Genomic DNA, 18,522 nt, shown 5'->3' on the forward strand with positions numbered 1-18,522 from the left:
GGAGATCGGCGAATGGTGCGATTCATGCAACATTAAAAACATTAATTGCATTTTTTGTATACAACAGCATAATCGCGCCTGAGTGACTTCTTGACCGCTCGGTCAACAACTTAGCCAGGAAGCACCGCCGAGAACACCGCCTGCCTCAGAGAGCATTGTCCTTGCGCAACGCTCTGGGCGGTACACAACAAGAGAGATGAGGAGTACCCGCTGTGGAAAGCGTCAAACAAGAACAACACGCGACTCAACTGGCAAGAGGTGGCCTGCTCGACCGCTTCTTCAAACTGACCGAGCACCGCACCACCATCAAGACCGAACTGATCGCTGGTGTAACCACCTTCGTCACCATGGCCTACATCATCTTCGTCAACCCCAACATCATGGCCAGCGCCGGCATCGACCACGGGGCCGCCTTCGTCGCCACCTGCATCGGCGCGGCGCTGGGCTGCTTCCTGATGGGGCTGTACGCCAACTGGCCTGTCGGCCTGGCACCCGGCATGGGCCTGAACGCCTTCTTCACCTATACCGTCGTCGGCGAGATGGGTTACAGCTGGCAGATCGCCCTGGGCGCGGTATTCATCTCCGGCGTGCTGTTCATGATCATGAGCCTGTCGAAGATCCGCGAATGGCTGCTCAACAGCATCCCGATGAGCCTGCGCTTCGCCATGGGTGCCGGGGTCGGCCTGTTCCTCGGCCTGATCGGCCTGAAGACCGCCGGCATCGTCGTCGACAGCTCGGCCACGCTGCTGACCATGGGCTCGTTCGGCAACCCGTCGGCGCTGCTCGCCGCCGTGTGCTTCCTGCTGATCGCCGTGCTCAGCCACCGCAACGTGTTCGGCGCCATCCTCTTCAGCATGCTCGGCGTCACCGCCCTGGGCTGGGCCCTGGGCCTGGTCGAGTACGGCGGCCTGGTGTCGATGCCACCGAGCCTGGCCCCGACCTTCCTGGCCATGGACATCGCCGGCGCGTTCAACGTGGCGATGATCAGCGTGATCCTCGCGTTCCTCTTCGTGAACATGTTCGATACCGCAGGCACGCTGATGGGCGTGGCGCATCGCGCCAACCTGGTGGATGAGGACGGCAAGATCCAGAACCTGTCCAAGGCCCTGAAAGCCGACTCCACCTCCAGCGTGATCGGCGCCATGGTCGGCTGCCCGCCGGTGACCAGCTACGTGGAGAGCGCTTCCGGGGTCGCCGCCGGTGGCCGCACCGGCCTGACCGCCATGACCGTCGGCATCCTCTTCCTCACCGCGATGTTCTTCGCCCCGCTGGCCGGCATGATCCCTGCCTACGCCACCGCCGGCGCGCTGATCTACGTGGCGATGCTGATGATGAGCGGCATGGCGCACATCGACTGGAAGGACCATACCGACACCATCCCCGCCATCGTCACCGTGGTGATGATGCCGCTGACCTTCTCCATCGCCAACGGCATCGCCCTGGGCTTCCTCACCTACGCCACGCTGAAGCTGCTGACCGGCCAGCGCGAGAAGGTGTCGCTGAGCCTGTACGTGCTGTGCGTGATCTTCATCGCCAAGTTCGCCTTCCTCTGAACGCAGACGTTCCGCGCTGATCGCAGCCCCGGCCTCGTGCCGGGGTTTTTCGTTTGGCCCGGCAGCGACGGGCGGATGTGCAATCCGCAAGCAGGTTACCGGCCCCGGATTTCATCCGGGCTACGGGCCTGTGCATTCAGGGTTGCACAGGTTTGGCTCCCCTCTCCCATTCATGGGAGAGGGGCTGGGGGAGAGGGCCGAAATGCCACAAAACTGCTAGTTTCCCTCTCCCCAAAGGGGGCTAGGGGACTGATCGCGTCCGGCCACTTCTTATGTGAACAGCGCTACGGCCTTGTGCCGTTTTTTTCGTTTGTCTCAGCAACGGCAGGCACGCCGCCAGCCCATACCCGGCTTTCATCCGGAGCGTGCACCAAATATCAGTTCGGCAGGGTGCTCTCCCCCCGACACCAATCGAAATAGACGCGCCATCGATGGGCCGTGATGATGGCCCCGAAATGCAGGCAAAAAAAAGCCCGCAGTGTGAGCGGGCGTAAGGACTCAAACGAGTCTGAGGGTGACAAGCATTCGTCCGGCAGGCAGTGGCCTGCCGGTCAGTCAGCTACCGCGATAGGTGGAGTAGCTGTAGGGGGAAATCAGCAGCGGCACGTGGTAGTGCTCCTGACCGGCATCGATGCCGAAGCGCAGCACGACCACGTCGAGGAAGGCCGTGTCCGGCAGCTTCACGCCACGTGCGCGGTAGTAGTCACCGGCATGGAAGTGCAGTTGATAGACGCCCGTGCGGTAGTCATCGCCCTGCAGCACCGGCGCATCGCAGCGGCCATCGTGATTGGTGGTAACGCTGTTGATCAGCTCCAGCTGCGCGCCTTCGACGCGGTACAGCTCGACCTTGATGTCACTCCCTGGGCAACCGTGCGCGGCGTCCAGTACATGCGTAGTCAAACGTCCCATGGGTCTCGGATGTCCTTTGCGCCCAGCGCCAGACGGACACCACACCTCCTCTGCTCTGTTGAAATCGGTTCGTCGCAATGCTCCGACGCATCGGCAGGATAGCATGCAGGCAGAATATACAACACTTTCACAGACAAATTGTACACAATAATTAGCTCGCCGCTTTCTGCCATGCACCAAACAGGTTCATGACGAAGCCTGTTGCGATGCACGCTTGGCGCCGCGTGAGCGGCTCGGAGCTGACCATCCGGGCAAATTTCCGGTTATGCCGCACGGCCGATAAAATAATGAAAAGTCGATTTACAAACGGCAATCTACTTTGTATACAATTAGCCATCCCGGTCGCGTAACCCTGAAGCCAGGCACGCAGTGACCGCAACGCTCCATACAGGAAGACTGCAGTGAACGCTGATTACCCACGCGATCTGATCGGCTACGGCGCCAACCCGCCCCACCCGCACTGGCCGGGCGACGCCCGTATCGCCCTGTCCTTCGTGCTCAACTACGAAGAGGGTGGCGAGCGCAACATTCTTCATGGGGACAAGGAGTCCGAGGCCTTCCTCTCCGAGATGGTCGCCGCCCAGCCGCTGCAGGGCCAGCGCAACCTGTGCATGGAGTCGCTCTACGAGTACGGCAGCCGCGCCGGGGTCTGGCGCCTGCTCGAGCTGTTCCGCAAACACGACATTCCGCTGACCGTCTTCGCCGTGGCCATGGCCGCCCAGCGTCACCCTGAGGTGATCAAGCAGATGGTCGCCGCCGGTCATGAGATCTGCAGCCATGGCTATCGCTGGATCGACTACCAGAACATGGACGAAGCCGGCGAGCGCGAGCACATGCTCGAGGCCATCCGCATCCTCACCGAGCTGACCGGCGAACGCCCGCTGGGCTGGTACACCGGCCGCCTGGGCCCGAACACCCGGCGCATCGTGCGTGAAGAGGGTGGCTTCCTCTACGACTCCGACACCTACGACGACGACCTGCCCTACTGGGACCCGGCCAGTACCGTGGAGAAGCCGCACCTGGTGATTCCCTACACCCTGGACACCAACGACATGCGCTTCACCCAGGTGCAGGGCTTCAACAAGGGCGACGACTTCTTCGAATACCTCAAGGACGCCTTCGACGTGCTCTACGCCGAGGGCGAAGCCGGCGCGCCGAAGATGCTGTCGATCGGCATGCATTGCCGCCTGCTCGGCCGGCCGGCCCGCCTGGCGTCGCTGGCCCGCTTCATCGAATACGTGAAGCGCCATGACAAGGTCTGGTGTGCCCGCCGTGTCGACATCGCCAGGCACTGGCACGCCACCCATCCTTTCCGCGCGACCGAATGAGAGAGCCGCCCATGAGCCGTTTCCAGACCCTGACCCCTTCCCAGCTGAGCCGTGACGCGTTCGTCGCGGCCTTCGCCGACATCTACGAGCACTCGCCCTGGGTGGCCGAGAAGGCGTATGACCTTGGCCTGGACGACAGCGTCGACGACATCGACGGGCTGCAGCAGCGCATGGCCGACATCCTCCTGTCCGCCAGCGCGGATGCCCAGCTGGCCTTGATCAACGCGCACCCGGACCTGGCCGGCAAGGCCGCCGTGCGCGGCGAACTGACAGCCTCCAGCACCGCCGAGCAGTCCGGTGCCGGCATCCACGAATGCACCGCCGAGGAGTTCGCCCGCTTCACCGAGCTCAACGACGCCTACAAGGCCAAGTTCGGCTTCCCCTTCATCAAGGCCGTCAAGGGCAGCAACCGCCACCAGATCCTGGCAGCCTTCGAAGAGCGCATTCACAACAGCCCGGAGCAGGAGTTCAGCACCGCCCTGGCCGAGATCAACAAGATCGCCCTATTCCGCCTGCAGCAGCTGTAAGGCGCTGCCCCTTCAACCGAACAGAACAAGTAGAACAGCCATGCGTAGCCTGACCATCGAGCCCCTGAGCAAAGAAGCCTTCGCCCCTTTCGGTGACGTGATCGAAACCGAAGGCAGCGATTTCTTCATGATCAACAACGGCTCCACCCGCCGCTATCACAAGCTGGCCAGCGTGGAGACGGCGCAGCCGGAGGACCAGGCCATCATCAGCATCTTCAGCGCCGAGGCGCTGCAGATGCCGCTGACCATCCGCATGCTGGAACGCCATCCGCTGGGCAGCCAGGCCTTCGTCCCGCTGCTCGGCAACCCCTTTCTGATCGTGGTCGCGCCAGTTGGCGATGTACCTGTATCAGGGTCCGTCCGTGCCTTCCTGAGCAATGGCAGGCAGGGCGTCAATTACCATCGCGGCGTCTGGCACCACCCGGTGCTGACGATCGAAAAGCGGGATGACTTCCTGGTGGTTGATCGCAGTGGTTCCGGCAACAACTGCGATGAGCATTTCTTCAATGAGGACGAGCTTCTTCTCCTCAACCCCCACCAATAAGAGAAGCCCGGGGCTGGCGTGTCTCCCCCGGGAAAGAGGTACAGATCGTGGAAGCACATTTCACCGAATGGCTAAACCTGGGCGTCCGCTGGATCCATATGATCACCGGCATCGCCTGGATCGGCGCATCCTTCTATTTCGTCTGGCTGGAGAACAACCTCAACCGTAGCAACCCACGCGAGGGCCTCTCGGGCGACCTCTGGGCGATCCACGGCGGCGGTATCTACCACCTGGAAAAATACAAGCTGGCCCCCCCGAAAATGCCGGAGAACCTGCACTGGTTCAAATGGGAGGCCTACTTCACCTGGCTGTCAGGCGTCGCCCTGCTGCTGGTGGTCTACTACCTCAACCCGAGCCTGTACCTGGTCAAGCCGGGTGTCGATCTGGCGCCAGCCGCCGCCATCGCCATCGGCCTCGGCTCCATGGCCGCCAGCTACCTGATCTATCACGTGCTCTGCGACTCGCCGCTGGGCAAGCGCCCGGCCCTGCTCGGCGCCGTGCTGTTCGTGCTGATCATCGCCGCGGCCTATGGCTTCAGCCAGATCTTCAGCGGTCGTGCCGCGTACATCCATGTCGGCGCCATCATCGGCACCATCATGGTCGGCAACGTGTTCTTCACCATCATGCCGGCCCAGCGCGCGCTGGTTAAGGCCATCGAGACCAACACCACCCCCGACCCGCTACTGCCGGCCAAGGGCCTGCTGCGCTCGCGTCACAACAACTACTTCACTCTGCCGGTGCTGTTCATCATGATCAGCAACCACTTCCCGAGCACCTACGGCAGCCAGTACAACTGGCTGATCCTGGCGGGCATCGCGATCCTGGCCGTGCTGGTACGCCACTACTTCAACACCCGCCACGACAGCAGCAAGTATGTCTGGACCCTGCCGGCCGCGGCCCTGGGCATGATCTGCCTGGCCTACGTCACCTCTCCGGCGAACCGCGCCCCCGCCGCCGCCCCGGTGGCAGCCGTGGAACAGCCGGCAGCCAGCGAGACCCTGAGCAAGGTGGAAGAAGTTGTCAGCAGCCAGCCAGACGCCCAGGACAATCCGGCCCCGGCAACAGGTGGAGCGGCGACGGCTGCCGACTTCGGCAAGGTCGAGAGCGTGATCCATGAACGCTGCACCGTCTGCCATTCGGCCACCCCGAGCAGCCCGATGTTCAGCGCGGCGCCAGCCGGCCTGATGCTCGACACGCCCGAGCAGATGCAGGCTCAGGCCGCGAAGATCCACGCCCAGAGCGTTGCCTCGCAGATCATGCCGCTGGGCAACATCACCCAGATGACCCAGGACGAGCGCGACCTGATCGGCAACTGGATCGCCAAGGGCGCACCGACCAACTGATTGCCACACGTGCCGTGCCCGTGACTGGGCGCGGCATCTTTTTACGCCCCGGAACCGCCGGCAGCGCGAGCTGACCGGCGGTTGTTTTTTGTGCACAATCTATAAATAAATTGTTTTTAACCATGTCCACATGTTGCTATAGTCGCCACATCCTGACCACCTAGACAACTTTCTAGCAAACAGGAAAGAGGTGCCGTGAAGCCTCGTGTAAGCCCATGACCGTATAAAAACAAATGGCAGGCTATGACATGACCACAAACAGCAACGCCCCCACCCCAGCTGCGCCTACCGGCAACAGCGACCTGATCTACCAGTTGGATGACACCCCCGCTTTCGCCCCCGCCCTGTTCGCGGCGCTGCAGCATGTGCTGGCCAGCTTCGTCGGCATCATCACCCCCACCCTGATCGTCGGCAGTGCCCTGGGCCTCGGCGCCCACGTGCCCTACCTGGTGAGCATGGCCCTGTTCGTCTCGGGCCTCGGCACCTTCGTCCAGGCCAAGCGCATCGGCCCGATCGGTTCCGGCCTGCTGTGCCTGCAGGGCACCAGCTTCGGCTTCCTCAGCGTGATCCTCAGCGCCGGCTTCATCGTCAAGGGCCGCGGCGCCAGCGAGGAGGAAATTCTCGCCACGCTGTTCGGCATCTGCTTCTGCGCGGCCTTCGTCGAAATCACCTTCAGCCAGTTCATCAACAAGCTGCGCAAGGTGATCACCCCGGTGGTGACCGGCACCATCATCTGCCTGATGGGCCTGTCGCTGATCAAGGTGGGCATGACCGACCTCGCCGGCGGCTACGGCGCTGCCGATCTCGGCGCCCTGCACCACCTGGCGCTCGGCGGCCTGGTGCTGGGCACCATCGTCCTGCTCAACCGTGCGCCATCACAGGTGCTGCGCCTGTCGGCCGTGATCATCGGCCTGACCCTCGGCTTCGCCGTGGCCTGGTTCAACGGTCGGGTGGATTTCGCCAACATGGCCGAGGTGCCGCTGCTCAGCGTGCCGCAACCGTTCAAGTACGGTTTCAGTTTCGACTGGATCGCCTTCGTGCCCATCGCCGTGATCTTCCTGATCACCCCGCTGGAAACCGCTGGCGACCTGACGGCCAACTCGATCATCTCCAAGCAGCCGGTCAAGGGCCCGCTGTACATGCGCCGGATCAAGTCCGGGGTGCTGGCCGACGGCTGCAACTCGGCAGTCGCCGCCATGTTCAACAGCCTGCCGATGACCACGTTCAGCCAGAACAACGGGGTGATCCAGCTCACCGGCGTCGCCAGCCGCCACGTGGCCTTCTACATCGCCGCCATCCTCATCCTGCTGGGCCTGTTCCCGGCGGTCGGTGCGGTGCTGCAACTGATGCCCAAGCCGGTGCTCGGCGGCGCCACCCTGATCATGTTCGGCACCGTGGCGGTCGCCGGCATCAAGATTCTCAGCGAAGCCGGTCTGCACCGTCGCAACGTGCTGATCGTGGCCATCTCCCTGGGCCTCGGCCTGGGAGTCGCCGGCGTACCGGAGGTGCTGTCGCACATGCCGGACGTGCTGAAGAACATCTTCGGCTCGCCGATCACCATCGGAGCCTTCAGTGCCATTGCGCTGAACATCTTCCTGCCCGACGAACAGCAGGAAGTGGAAGAAGACGACTACGACCCGGAGGCGCACCTGCACACCGTGCTGCAGAACCGCCAGGACGATAGCGTCGACGACAGCAGCCTCAAGAGCCTCGGCCGCGACCTGACCCCGGACGCGCGCACCAGCTGATCACGCCCCACCCGTCCACTCCCGGCAGCACGCTGCCGGGGGTACCCGTCTGCACGTCAAAAGAACAAGGAAAACCCATGAAACTCAAGCATCTGCCTCACTGCTTCGCCCTCTCTGCCGGACTGTTCTCCGGTCAGCAGGCGCTTGCCGGCGACCTGCTGCACTGGCAGGACAACAGCCTGTCCTACCTGTACGGCGAGAACTTCCAGCGCATGAACTTCAACGGCGAAGAGCAGCGCACCCAGACCACCTTCACCTTCGAGCATGCCAGTGGCTGGGCCTGGGGCGACATCTTCTACTTCCTCGACTACATCCGTACCGACAACGTGCAGACGCGCGGCAGCTTCGACAACGGCAGCTTCCGCCAGCACGAGCGCAACTCCTTCTACTACATGGAGTTCTCCCCGCGCGTGAGCCTGAGCTGGCTGACCGGGCAGGAGCTGGCCGTCGGCCCGATCAAGGACGTCTATGCCGCCTTCACCTACGAGAAAGGCGAAGGCGGCCCTGGGCCGGAGAACTACCTGTACGGCATCGGTCTGGACTGGGACGTACCGGGTTTCAACTTCTTCAAGACCAACCTGTACCAGGTGAAGATCAACAACCACACCTTCTTCGCCGACCGCAACAGCAACGGCTATGCGACCCAGCTGACGGTCAGCGCGGCCTATCCGTTCAGCCTGGGCGAACAGGACTTCCTGGTGGATGGCTTCGTCGACTGGCGCTCACCGTCCCGCGATGCCGGCACCCAGACCTCGGTAGGCTCCTCGATCCAGATCAAGTGGGATGCGGGCAAGGCGCTGTTCGGCAAGGAGCGCCAGCTCTACGTTGGCACCGAAGTGAACATGTGGCGCGCCAAGTACGGCGTGAAACCGGTAGACGGATCGGGTGACCGCTTCGACCAGACCGCCGTGCAGGCACTGGTCAAGTACCACTTCTGAGCACTGCCGCAACGCACTTGGCCGGTGTCGGGTAGGGACAGCGGCCGGGTAAAGGGGGGATCGGCGTTCGCGCCCTTCCCCCTTCTCTTCGTTTCGGGCGAGCCCCCTGGCGTCCCGGACACACCTGCCTCGGCTGCAGCGCGCAACCGCGTGCCGATCCGCAGCGCACCATTGCGACCCGCGCATGTCACCCCGGCACCGTATCGGTGCAGATCCGCAACCCTGCTGCCACCTTGAGGCATGCCTCTTTCCATGCATGAAACTGATCATGCGGTCAAGTTTTTGATCACAATATCTATGATTTTTGTGTTCAATCTTCAAGAAAACCATGTTCATCAAGGTTTTTTATGTGTACAAGACACTCAGGTTCCATCCGAAACACTGTCGAAGTGGCTGTATACACAAACCCAGTCACGAAGCGCATACAAAAGCGGAATGAAACCTGCAGGCAAACCTCCTCATACGCCACCGTGCGCAAGAACAATACTGGGAGCGGTTCATGTCCGACACTGACGACTTTCGCATCAAGCAGATCGACCCCACGCTGCATAACGAGGACCTCGCTCCACTGGCGCCGGAGAAGCGCACCTGGGGCTGGTTCGAGATATTCAACGTGTGGTCCAACGACATCCAGAGCCTGTTCGGCTACACCCTCGCCGCGACACTGTTCATCTCCTACGGGCTCAATGGCTGGGCGGTGCTGGCCGGCATCGTGCTGGCCGGCTTCATTGTCATGGGCCTGGTCCAGCTAACCGGCAAGCCCAGCGTCAAGTACGGCATCCCCTTCCCGGTGTTCGCCCGCGCCAGCATGGGTGTGCGCGGCGCCAACTTCCCTGCACTGGTACGCGGCATCGTCGCCATCTTCTGGTACGGCGTGCAGACCTACTTCGCCTCCACCGCCGTGGCGTTGCTGCTCAACTCGCTGCTGCAACCGCAGGAACCCGCCCTGTACCTCGGCCTGACCGCCATCGGCTGGCTGTCCTACGTGATCGTCTGCCTGTTCCAGGTCGGCCTGTTCATCTGCGGCATGAGCTGGATCACCCGCTTCCTCAACTGGGCCGGCCCGCTGGTCTATGTGGTGATGATCGCCCTGATGATCATGATCTGGTACCAGGCCGGGCCGAGCCTGCTGGGCGAGCTGGGCAACATCTTCCGTGGCAGCGGCGACTATGCCGCCGGGCCGGTGGCCGCCTTCTTCGCCGTGGTCGGCACCATGGTCGCCTACTTCGCCGCCGTGGTGATCAACTACGGTGACTTCGCCCGCTTTGTCAAAAGCGAAAGGCAGATGACCATCGGCAACTTCCTCGGCCTGCCGGTGAGCCTGGCGTTCTTCTCGCTGATCGCCCTGGTGATTACCGCCGGTACCGTGGTGGTGTTCGGCGAGACGCTGACCAATCCGACCGACATCGTCGCCCGGGTCGACAACCTGACCCTGACCATCATCGCCGCGCTGACCTTCTTCGCCGCCACCGTGGGCATCAACCTGGTGGCCAACTTCATCCCGCCGGCCTACGACCTGGCCAACCTCGCCCCCGCGCACATCAGTGCGCGCACCGGCGGCTTCATCACCGCGGCCATCGCCTTCTTCATCGGTGCCCTGTGGGTGGCCTTCATCAGCAACGTCGGCATCGCCGCCTTCGTCGATACCCTGGGCGCGGTACTGGCGCCGCTGTACGGCATCATCGTCGCCGACTACTACCTGGTACGCCGGCGCAAGCTCGACCTGCAGCAGCTGTTCAGCGCCGAGGTCGGCTCGGCCTACTACTTCGACGGCGGCTGGAACCGCAAGGCGCTGGTCGCGTTCGTCGTTGCTTCGCTGTTCTCGGTGGCCTCGGTCTGGGTTCCCGGTCTGAGCCAGCTGTCGGGCTACGCCTGGCTGCTCGGCGCCCTGCTCGGCGCGGTGCTGCACTATGGCCTGATGCACGGCCAGGCGCAGGCGCTGAAACGCGCCAACGCCAGCGCCTGAACCATCAACGCAGGGACGAAGCCGGCGCCTGTGCGCCGGCTTTGGCTTTCTGGCGTTCGAGAAAGTCGACCTTCCACTGCTCGAGCCCCATGTACTCGCTGCCCAGGTTGGCCTCGACCCGGTACTTCGCCTTGAGCGCCGCCACATCGGCCGAGCGTTCGCCGAGGAAGCGGTCGAAACGGGCGATCAGCTGCGGCTGACGCACGCTCGACAGGTGGAAGCTGCCACGGGTATGCGGCAGCTTGGGGTCGAACACCAGAGCACCGGGGCGCGCCCGGATGTTGTCGAGGTAGTGGGTCGCCACCACCACGTTGAAATAGGCGCCATCGGTGTCCTGCTTCAGCGCCTGGCGAATCATCTGCCGCAGGTCGTCGCTGTAGCTCAGCTGAATCTGCCCGTCGTCGATGCGCTGCTCGTAGCCTCGCGGCGTCCAGCCTTGCACCATGGCCAGGCGATGAATGCTGTCCAGCGCCTGCCCCTGGCGTTGCGGCGCCACCAGCACGCCATCGACGTAATCGACCACCGCCGCGCTGTAGTGCAGCGTCATGCCGGCCTTCTGCGCGCCGGCCCAGAGCGGGCTGTCCGGGTACTTGAAGTCGATCTCGCCGCGCTGCAGGGCCGGCAGCAACTGCTCGACCGGCAGTGCCCTGTAGGTCAGGTCGATGCCGCTGTCGGCGGCGAAGGCGTCCAGCACCTCACGGGCGAATCCCTGGTACTTGCCTCCGGCATCGAGGCTGTAATGCGGAGCGAACGGCAGGTCCTCCACCCCCACCACATAGGTCTGCGCCCAGGCAGCGGGTGACAGCAGAACGGCAAACAGCAGACAGGGTCGTACGGGCTTCATTGCGAGCCTCCTTGTTTTTGTTGTGGGATTCCGATCAGGCCGTCTCAGCCGCCGGTCATGCTCATGAAGCGCACCACCTGCACCTGCTCGTCGCTGGCGAAGTGGTGCCGCTCGGGCTTCAGGCGCAGCGCCTCGACCAGCGCCTGGCGCAGGCGCTCGCCGTCGCCCGGATGCGCGCGCAACAGGCGCTTGAGGTCCAGTGCATCGTCATGCCCGAGGCACAGCACCAGCTTGCCTTCGGCAGTGACCCGCACGCGATTGCAGTCACCGCAGAAGTTGTGGCTGTGCGGGGAAATGAAACCGACCTGGGTCTGCGTGCCGACCACCTGCCAGTAGCGCGACGGCCCGCCGGTGACCTTATTGCTGCGCACCAGCGCATGGCGCTGCTCGATGCGCCGGCGCACCTCGTCACTGGAGCAGAAGGTCTGCTCACGGCTGTGGCTGACCACGCTGCCCAGCGGCATTTCCTCGATGAAACTGATATCCAGACCACGGGCGATGGCGAACTCGACCAGATCGAGCACCTCGTCGTCGTTGCGCCCGCTCTGCACCACGCTGTTGAGCTTGATCCGCTCGAACCCGGCAGCACGCGCCGCCTCGATGCCCGCCAGCACCTGCTCCAGCTTGTCGCGCCGGGTAAAGGCGGCAAAGCGCTCGCGCTGCAGGGAGTCCAGGCTGATGTTCAGGCGACGCACACCCGCTGCACGCAACGGCGCCGCCAGCTCGCCAAGCTGCGAACCGTTGGTGGTGATCGCCAGGTCCTCGAGTTCGTCCCGCGCGCCCAGGCGCTGCAGCAGGCTCAGGACGTTCTTGCGCACCAGCGGCTCGCCGCCCGTGATGCGGATGCGCCGCACGCCCAGCGCGATGAAGGCGTCGGCCACGGCATAGGCCTCTTCCAGGCTGAGGATCTGCTGGCGCGGCGCGAACTGCATGTCTTCGCTCATGCAGTAGGTGCAGCGAAAGTCGCAGCGATCGGTCACCGACAGACGCAGATAGGTGATGCGACGACCGAACGGATCGACCAGTTGATGGATGTGCACGGTGGGTCTCCTGCAGCGTCACGCGCCGAGACTTTCTTGTCATGGATATTGCTGCGCGGGATAAAAACAGAAAAGCGTTTTCTTGTATACAACAATTTGACCCAAGGGTCAGATAAGCGCCAGGCAGCCCGCAGCCGTTGCCTTGAGCCCCGCGCGGAGCCGGTGCTACCATGCCCGACCGCCGCCCGGCGGAAAAGGAAAACACAGGGCCTATGACCAGCATTCGCGAGCGTAACAAAGAGCTCATCCTGCGCGCAGCCAGCGAGGAGTTCGCCGACAAGGGCTTCGCCGCCACCAAGACCAGTGACATTGCGGCCAAGGCCGGCCTGCCCAAGCCCAACGTCTACTACTACTTCAAATCCAAGGAAAACCTCTACCGCGAGGTCCTGGAAAGTATCGTCGACCCCCTGCTGGCCGCCTCGGCCCCCTTCAACCAGCCGGGCCACCCGAGTGAAGTGCTGACGGCCTACATCCGCTCGAAGATCCGCATCTCCCGCGAACTGCCGCACGCCTCCAAGGTATTCGCCAGCGAGATCATGCATGGCGCACCGCACCTGTCGCCGGAGCAGACCGAACAGCTCAACGCCCAGGCCAAGCACAATATCGCCTGCATCCAGCGCTGGGTGGACCAGGGGCTGATGGCCCCGGTCGATCCGCACCACCTGCTGTTCAGCATCTGGGCCGCGACCCAGACCTATGCCGACTTCGACTGGCAGATCTCCATCGTCACCGGCAAGGCCAGCCTGGACGATGCCGACTACGAAGCCGCCGCACAGACCATCATCCGCCTGGTGCTCAAGGGCTGCGACGTCGACCCGCTGCCATCGAGCGCCTCCGAGCTGGTGACCAGCGCCTAGATCGGCGCAGGATCATTCGTCGACTCTGCAGGAACGCTGCGTGCACCCGACCCGGCGTCGGGAAGACCACGGGTTACCGCTGCATCGTTCTGGTGGATGTAAAAAGCGACATCCACCCTACGTAGCACCTCCGTACATGGCACTTCGCGGGGGTGTCGTACGCATCCGGTCCTCGCAGAATCGCGGGTTACCGCTCCAGCGTTCTGGTGGATGTGAAAAGCGACATCCACCCTACGTAGGGTTCTGTTCCGCGTCAGGGGGTGGATCGCGCCGTGCCGATCCACCGCCCTGGTCGCCGCCCGCAGGAAATCCGGGGCGGCTGCCTGGTCCCTAGATGTGTAAACCCAGTACGTTGTTCAGTGGAAGCGGTGCTCTGCTGATCGGGGGCAGGTATCCGAGGCTGGCGTGCAGTCGGTGCCAGTTGTAGTGATGCAGCCAGGGCAGCAGGTGCGCTGCTCGCTGCTGTGAAGTGTCGTAGCTACGGGCATAGGCCCATTCACGCAGGCTCGTTTGGATGAAGCGCTCGGCCTTACCGTTGGTGCGTGGCGTATAGGGCTTGGTACGGATGTGTTTCAGCCTGAGTCGAGCACACAACCGTTGAAACGCCCGGGACCGATAACAGGCGCCGTTGTCTGTCATGACGCGCCGAAAGCAGATGTTCAGCCCGCGGTAGTAGCGCAGTGCTTGCAGCAAGGCCCGGCAGGCGCTGCTGCCGCGCTCATCTGGATGCAGGCTGGTGAACGCCAGTCGGGACGCATCGTCGATAGCCACGTGCATGAACTCCCAGCCGGCGCCGTCGGAGCACTGCTGACGGTCGCCAGTGACTCGATGTCCGGGTTTCCAGAAGCGGCCAAGCTTCTTGATGTCCAGGTGCAGGAGATCGCCGGGATTGGCGTATTCATAACGCACCACCACAGGAGCAGGTTCCAGCTCAGCCAGCCGATGAAAGCCGGCCTGCTTGAGGCGGCGGGCCACGGTACTGACGGCCAGGCCGAGTATCTGGGCGATCTGCCGGTAAGTCTTGCGAGAGCGACGTAGCTCGATCAGTTGCTCGACCAGAGCGATTGCCGTGGCATGGGGGCATGAGTGCGGACGTGATGAACGATCCATCAGGCCAATCTCACCTTCCTCACGAAAGCGTTTGAGCCACTTGTAGGCTGTACGCACACTGACGCCAGCGGCTTGTGCCGCATCTTCGACTCGCAGACCGTTGAGCATGCGCTGCACGAGAAGGGCTCGACCTCGCGGGGTAAGACGGGCATGTTTATGCAGGTTCATCCGGGGCTCCTGGAAGGCTGTGTTGGTCGCGCTTCCAGAATTCCGGGAATGCCCCGGATGAACAACCTACTGAGAGATCACACCTAGACCCCGGGATCCGCCTTCAGGCCAAGCGACTCCAGCGCGCCGAGCGCGCATTGCTCGTCGATGTCCGAGGTGTCGCCGGTAATGCCGACGGCGCCAATCACCGCGCCGTGCTCGTCGCGAATCAGCACGCCGCCCGGTGCCGGCACCAGGCTGCCCTCGGCCAGGGTGTTCACCGCGCCGATGAAGGCCGGACGCTGCTGCGCGTCGTTGGCGATCGCCCGCGAGCCCTTGCCGAGCGCCAGCGCACCCCAGGCCTTGCCGATGGCGATCTGCGGGCGCAGCAGGCTGGCGCCGTCCTCGCGCTGCAGGCTGATCAGGTGGCCGCCGGCATCCAGCACCGCCACCGTCAGCGGCGCGGCGCTGAGGTCACGCCCGACGGCCAGGGCATTGCGGGTGATGTTCACCGCTGTGGAAAGAGTGATCGTGGTCATGCAGGTTCTCCAGAAAAGCGAATGGGCATTCGCCGCACAGACCGGTGAAGGGCACCTCTATAAACGACCTGCGCTGCCATCGCGGCGTTAAAAGCAGGCTCAGAATGCTCATTTACAGCACGTAAACTGCGCTTCTTCGCCTGGTTTTGCCTTGCGCTGACTGCCTCGCCTACGTTTTTAGAGGTGCCCTGAACGTGTGCGGCATGGATAAGCGCCTTATGCAATAGCTGAAGAGAAGGTTCGTTGCAACAACAAAACACAAAATCAATAAAATATGTACACAATATTTTTATCTGAAAATCACAATCAAAGTATCGAGCATACGGGCTAGTCCGCCCTGTTTTCCCAGTACCCCGGCGTGTTGTAGATGTCCTTGAGATAGTCGATGAAGAAACGCACCTTGGCCGGCAGATAACGCTGCTGCGGATAGACCGCCTGGATGTCGTAGGCCGGGATCTCGTAATCGTCCAGCACCGTCACCAGCTCGCCAGCCTTGAGCTCCGCCTGGATCTCCCAGGTCGAACGCCAGCCGATGCCCAGCCCCTGCTTGACCCAGTTGTAGAGCAGCTCGCCGTCATTGCAGTCGAGGTTGCCCGCCACCTTCACCGCCACCTGACGCCCTTCGCGCAGGAAGGTCCAGCCACGCTGCTGACCGCCCTGCAGGTTGAACGCCAGGCAGTTGTGCCGCGCCAGATCCTCGAGGGTGCGCGGCACGCCATGCAGCTCGAAGTAGCCGGGAGCACCGCAGACCACGCGGCGATTGGGGAACAGCTTCACCGCGACGTAGTTGGGGTCGGTGACCTCGCCGATGCGGATGCCCATGTCGTAGCCCTGGCGCACCAGGTCGACCAGGCTGTCGGTGAAGTTGAAGGACAGCTTCAGGTCCGGATAGCGCAGCAGGAAGGCCGCCGCATGCGGCGCAATGTGCCGCCTGCCGAACGCCGCCGGGGCGGACACCACCAGGTGCCCGCGCACCGACTTGCCGCCGCGGGCCACGCTGGCATCGGCTTCATCGAAGTCCTTCAGCAGGCTGCGTGCACGGTCGAGGTACTGCTCGCCGAGGTCGGTCAGCTGCAGACCGCGCGTGGAGCGATGCATCAGCTTGACGCCGAGATGGCGCTCCAGGGCATCCAGGCGCCGCCCCATCACCACGGGGGTCACGCCTTCGCTGAGCGCGGCGGCGGCAAAGCTGCCGTTGTCGGCAACCAACACGAAACTACGGATAAGGGTATGGCGGTCCATTCGATACTCCAGATATCGACAGAACTGAAGTATCCAACAATTCCGTCGTTCCGGTACAGCCGTCATCCTTGCTCCCAAGAAGAAAAACCACCGACTCGGAGAACAATGGTCATGGCCAGAATGAGAGCAATCGAGGCAGCCGTACTGGTGATGCGTCGCGAAGGTGTCGACACCGCATTCGGTGTCCCCGGTGCCGCCATCAACCCGCTCTACGCTGCACTGAAGAAACTCGGCGGAATCGATCACGTCCTGGCTCGTCACGTCGAAGGCGCCTCGCACATGGCCGAGGGTTACACCCGCACCAACGCCGGCAACATCGGCGTGTGCATCGGCACCTCCGGCCCGGCTGGCACCGACATGGTCACCGGCCTGTACTCGGCCAGCGCCGACTCCATCCCGATCCTGTGCATCACCGGCCAGGCACCGCGTGCACGCATGCACAAGGAAGACTTCCAGGCCGTCGACATCACCAGCATCGTCGGGCCGGTCACCAAGTGGGCGACCACCGTGATGGAGCCGGGCCAGGTGCCGCGCGCCTTCCAGCGTGCCTTCCAGGAGATGCGCAGTGGCCGACCGGGCCCGGTGCTGATCGACCTGCCGTTCGACGTGCAGATGGCCGAGATCGAGTTCGACATCGACGCCTACGAGCCGCTGCCGGTGGCCAAGCCGAGCACCACCCGCGTTCAGGCCGAGAAAGCCATTGCCATGCTCAACGAGGCCGAGCGCCCGCTGCTGGTCGCTGGCGGCGGCATCTTCAACGCCGACGCGGCGGACAAGCTGGTCGAGTTCGCCGAACTCACCGGCGTGCCGGTGGTGCCGACCCTGATGGGCTGGGGCGCGATTCCCGACGATCACCGGCTGATGGTCGGCATGGTCGGCCTGCAGACCTCGCACCGCTACGGCAACGCCACCCTGCTCGCCTCCGACCTGGTGTTCGGCATCGGCAACCGCTGGGCCAACCGCCACACCGGTTCGGTCGAGGTGTACACCGAAGGCCGCAAGTTCATCCACGTCGACATCGAACCGACGCAGATCGGCCGCGTGTTCAACCCGGACCTGGGCATCGTTTCCGACGCCGGCAAGGCGCTGGATGCCTTCCTCGAGGTCGCTCGCGAATGGAAGGCCGCTGGCAAGCTGAAGGACCGCAGCGCCTGGGTCGACAGCTGCCGCGAGCGCAAGCGCACGCTGCAACGCAAGACCCACTTCGACAACGTGCCGGCCAAGCCGCAGCGCGTGTACGAGGAGATGAACGAAGCCTTCGGCAAGGACACCTGCTACGTCAGCACCATCGGCCTGTCGCAGATCGCCGGCGCGCAGTTCCTGCACGTGTACAAGCCGCGTCACTGGATCAACTGCGGCCAGGCCGGCCCGCTGGGCTGGACCATTCCGGCGGCCCTCGGCGTGGTCAAGGCCGACCCGGCACGCCAGGTCGTGGCGCTGTCCGGCGACTATGACTTCCAGTTCATGATCGAAGAACTGGCTGCAGGGGCGCAGTTCAACCTGCCGTACATCCACGTGCTGGTGAACAACTCCTACCTGGGCCTGATCCGCCAGGCGCAGCGCGGCTTCGACATTGACTACTGCGTGCAGCTGGCGTTCGAGAACATCAACGCGCCGGAAATCAACGGCTACGGCGTCGACCACGTCGCGGTCGTCGAAGGCCTCGGCTGCAAGGCGATCCGCGTGTTCGACCCGAACGAGCTGCAGAACGCCTTCGCCGAAGCCAAGCGCCTGATGGCCGAGCACCGCGTACCGGTGGTGGTCGAGGTGATCCTGGAGCGGGTCACCAACATCTCCATGGGCACCGAAATCAATGCCATCAACGAGTTCGAGGAACTGGCCGAGCGCGGCGTAGACGCCCCGACCGCCATCACGCTGCTAGATTGA

16 protein-coding genes are annotated in these 18,522 nt (G+C 63.4%); 10 read left to right on the forward strand and 6 right to left on the reverse strand.

The features are described from left to right. Nucleotides 1-212: 212 nt before the first annotated feature. On the forward strand, nucleotides 213-1,553 hold the full coding sequence (locus JLK41_RS15830) for an NCS2 family permease (RefSeq protein WP_210389337.1): 1,341 nt from the start codon (nucleotides 213-215) through the stop codon (nucleotides 1,551-1,553). Between the two features lie 555 nt (nucleotides 1,554-2,108). On the opposite strand, the gene uraH is transcribed toward JLK41_RS15830, so the two are convergent. Then, entirely contained in the window at nucleotides 2,109-2,462 is a 354-nt protein-coding gene (gene uraH / locus JLK41_RS15835; protein ID WP_003460854.1) for a hydroxyisourate hydrolase, read from the reverse strand. Nucleotides 2,463-2,863: 401 nt separating this feature from the next. Between uraH and puuE the strand changes: the two genes are divergently transcribed. The 7 genes from puuE (at nucleotide 2,864) to JLK41_RS15870 (ending at nucleotide 10,856) form a co-directional block, all read left to right on the forward strand. Further along, nucleotides 2,864-3,790 carry an allantoinase PuuE gene (gene puuE / locus JLK41_RS15840; RefSeq protein ID WP_037050556.1) on the forward strand — a complete coding sequence of 309 codons (927 nt, stop codon included), beginning with the start codon at nucleotides 2,864-2,866 and terminating at the stop codon, nucleotides 3,788-3,790. A gap of 11 nt (nucleotides 3,791-3,801) precedes the next feature. Then, complete coding sequence (gene uraD, locus JLK41_RS15845) at nucleotides 3,802-4,317, forward strand: 2-oxo-4-hydroxy-4-carboxy-5-ureidoimidazoline decarboxylase (protein ID WP_047588638.1); 516 nt, start codon at nucleotides 3,802-3,804, stop codon at nucleotides 4,315-4,317. A gap of 40 nt (nucleotides 4,318-4,357) precedes the next feature. Then, entirely contained in the window at nucleotides 4,358-4,861 is a 504-nt protein-coding gene (locus JLK41_RS15850) for an ureidoglycolate lyase (RefSeq protein WP_037050551.1), read from the forward strand. 47 nt (nucleotides 4,862-4,908) lie between these two features. Beyond that, nucleotides 4,909-6,204 (forward strand): urate hydroxylase PuuD, encoded by a 1,296-nt coding sequence (locus tag JLK41_RS15855; RefSeq protein ID WP_210389338.1) that lies wholly within the window; start codon nucleotides 4,909-4,911, stop codon nucleotides 6,202-6,204. A gap of 233 nt (nucleotides 6,205-6,437) precedes the next feature. Then, the gene (locus JLK41_RS15860; protein ID WP_037050546.1) at nucleotides 6,438-7,952 is read left to right on the forward strand and encodes a nucleobase:cation symporter-2 family protein; all 1,515 of its coding nucleotides are present in this window, start codon (nucleotides 6,438-6,440) and stop codon (nucleotides 7,950-7,952) included. A gap of 77 nt (nucleotides 7,953-8,029) precedes the next feature. Beyond that, nucleotides 8,030-8,890, forward strand: coding sequence for an outer membrane protein OmpK (locus tag JLK41_RS15865; RefSeq protein WP_152489075.1), 861 nt, complete (start codon nucleotides 8,030-8,032; stop codon nucleotides 8,888-8,890). A gap of 499 nt (nucleotides 8,891-9,389) precedes the next feature. After that, a complete protein-coding gene (locus JLK41_RS15870) occupies nucleotides 9,390-10,856 on the forward strand; it encodes an NCS1 family nucleobase:cation symporter-1 (protein ID WP_037050540.1) in 1,467 nt (488 codons plus the stop codon). A 4-nt stretch (nucleotides 10,857-10,860) separates the two neighbouring features. Here the strand turns inward: JLK41_RS15870 and JLK41_RS15875 are convergent, their stop codons facing one another. Both JLK41_RS15875 and moaA read right to left on the reverse strand, forming a co-directional pair. Next, a complete protein-coding gene (locus JLK41_RS15875) occupies nucleotides 10,861-11,700 on the reverse strand; it encodes a transporter substrate-binding domain-containing protein (protein ID WP_210389339.1) in 840 nt (279 codons plus the stop codon). A 44-nt stretch (nucleotides 11,701-11,744) separates the two neighbouring features. Continuing rightward, nucleotides 11,745-12,740, reverse strand: a complete 996-nt coding sequence (gene moaA / locus JLK41_RS15880) for a GTP 3',8-cyclase MoaA (protein ID WP_210389340.1) — start codon at nucleotides 12,738-12,740, stop codon at nucleotides 11,745-11,747. Between the two features lie 212 nt (nucleotides 12,741-12,952). Here moaA and JLK41_RS15885 point away from each other — a divergent pair, with 212 nt between their 5' ends. Further along, the gene (locus JLK41_RS15885) at nucleotides 12,953-13,597 is read left to right on the forward strand and encodes a TetR/AcrR family transcriptional regulator (protein ID WP_047588626.1); all 645 of its coding nucleotides are present in this window, start codon (nucleotides 12,953-12,955) and stop codon (nucleotides 13,595-13,597) included. 330 nt (nucleotides 13,598-13,927) lie between these two features. On the opposite strand, the gene JLK41_RS15890 is transcribed toward JLK41_RS15885, so the two are convergent. The 3 genes from JLK41_RS15890 to JLK41_RS15900 all read right to left on the reverse strand — a co-directional run bounded on the left by JLK41_RS15890 (nucleotide 13,928) and on the right by JLK41_RS15900 (nucleotide 16,635). Then, nucleotides 13,928-14,875 (reverse strand): IS481 family transposase, encoded by a 948-nt coding sequence (locus JLK41_RS15890; RefSeq protein WP_210389341.1) that lies wholly within the window; start codon nucleotides 14,873-14,875, stop codon nucleotides 13,928-13,930. Between the two features lie 83 nt (nucleotides 14,876-14,958). Next, nucleotides 14,959-15,393 carry a GlcG/HbpS family heme-binding protein gene (locus JLK41_RS15895; protein ID WP_037050531.1) on the reverse strand — a complete coding sequence of 145 codons (435 nt, stop codon included), beginning with the start codon at nucleotides 15,391-15,393 and terminating at the stop codon, nucleotides 14,959-14,961. 327 nt (nucleotides 15,394-15,720) lie between these two features. Beyond that, nucleotides 15,721-16,635, reverse strand: coding sequence for a LysR family transcriptional regulator (locus tag JLK41_RS15900; protein WP_037050530.1), 915 nt, complete (start codon nucleotides 16,633-16,635; stop codon nucleotides 15,721-15,723). Between the two features lie 111 nt (nucleotides 16,636-16,746). On the opposite strand from JLK41_RS15900, the gene gcl reads away from it, so the two are divergent. Further along, nucleotides 16,747-18,522 (forward strand): glyoxylate carboligase, encoded by a 1,776-nt coding sequence (gcl, locus tag JLK41_RS15905; protein ID WP_175253821.1) that lies wholly within the window; start codon nucleotides 16,747-16,749, stop codon nucleotides 18,520-18,522.

This window comes from Ectopseudomonas khazarica (genome assembly GCF_017915135.1).
GTDB lineage: Bacteria > Pseudomonadota > Gammaproteobacteria > Pseudomonadales > Pseudomonadaceae > Aquipseudomonas > Aquipseudomonas khazarica.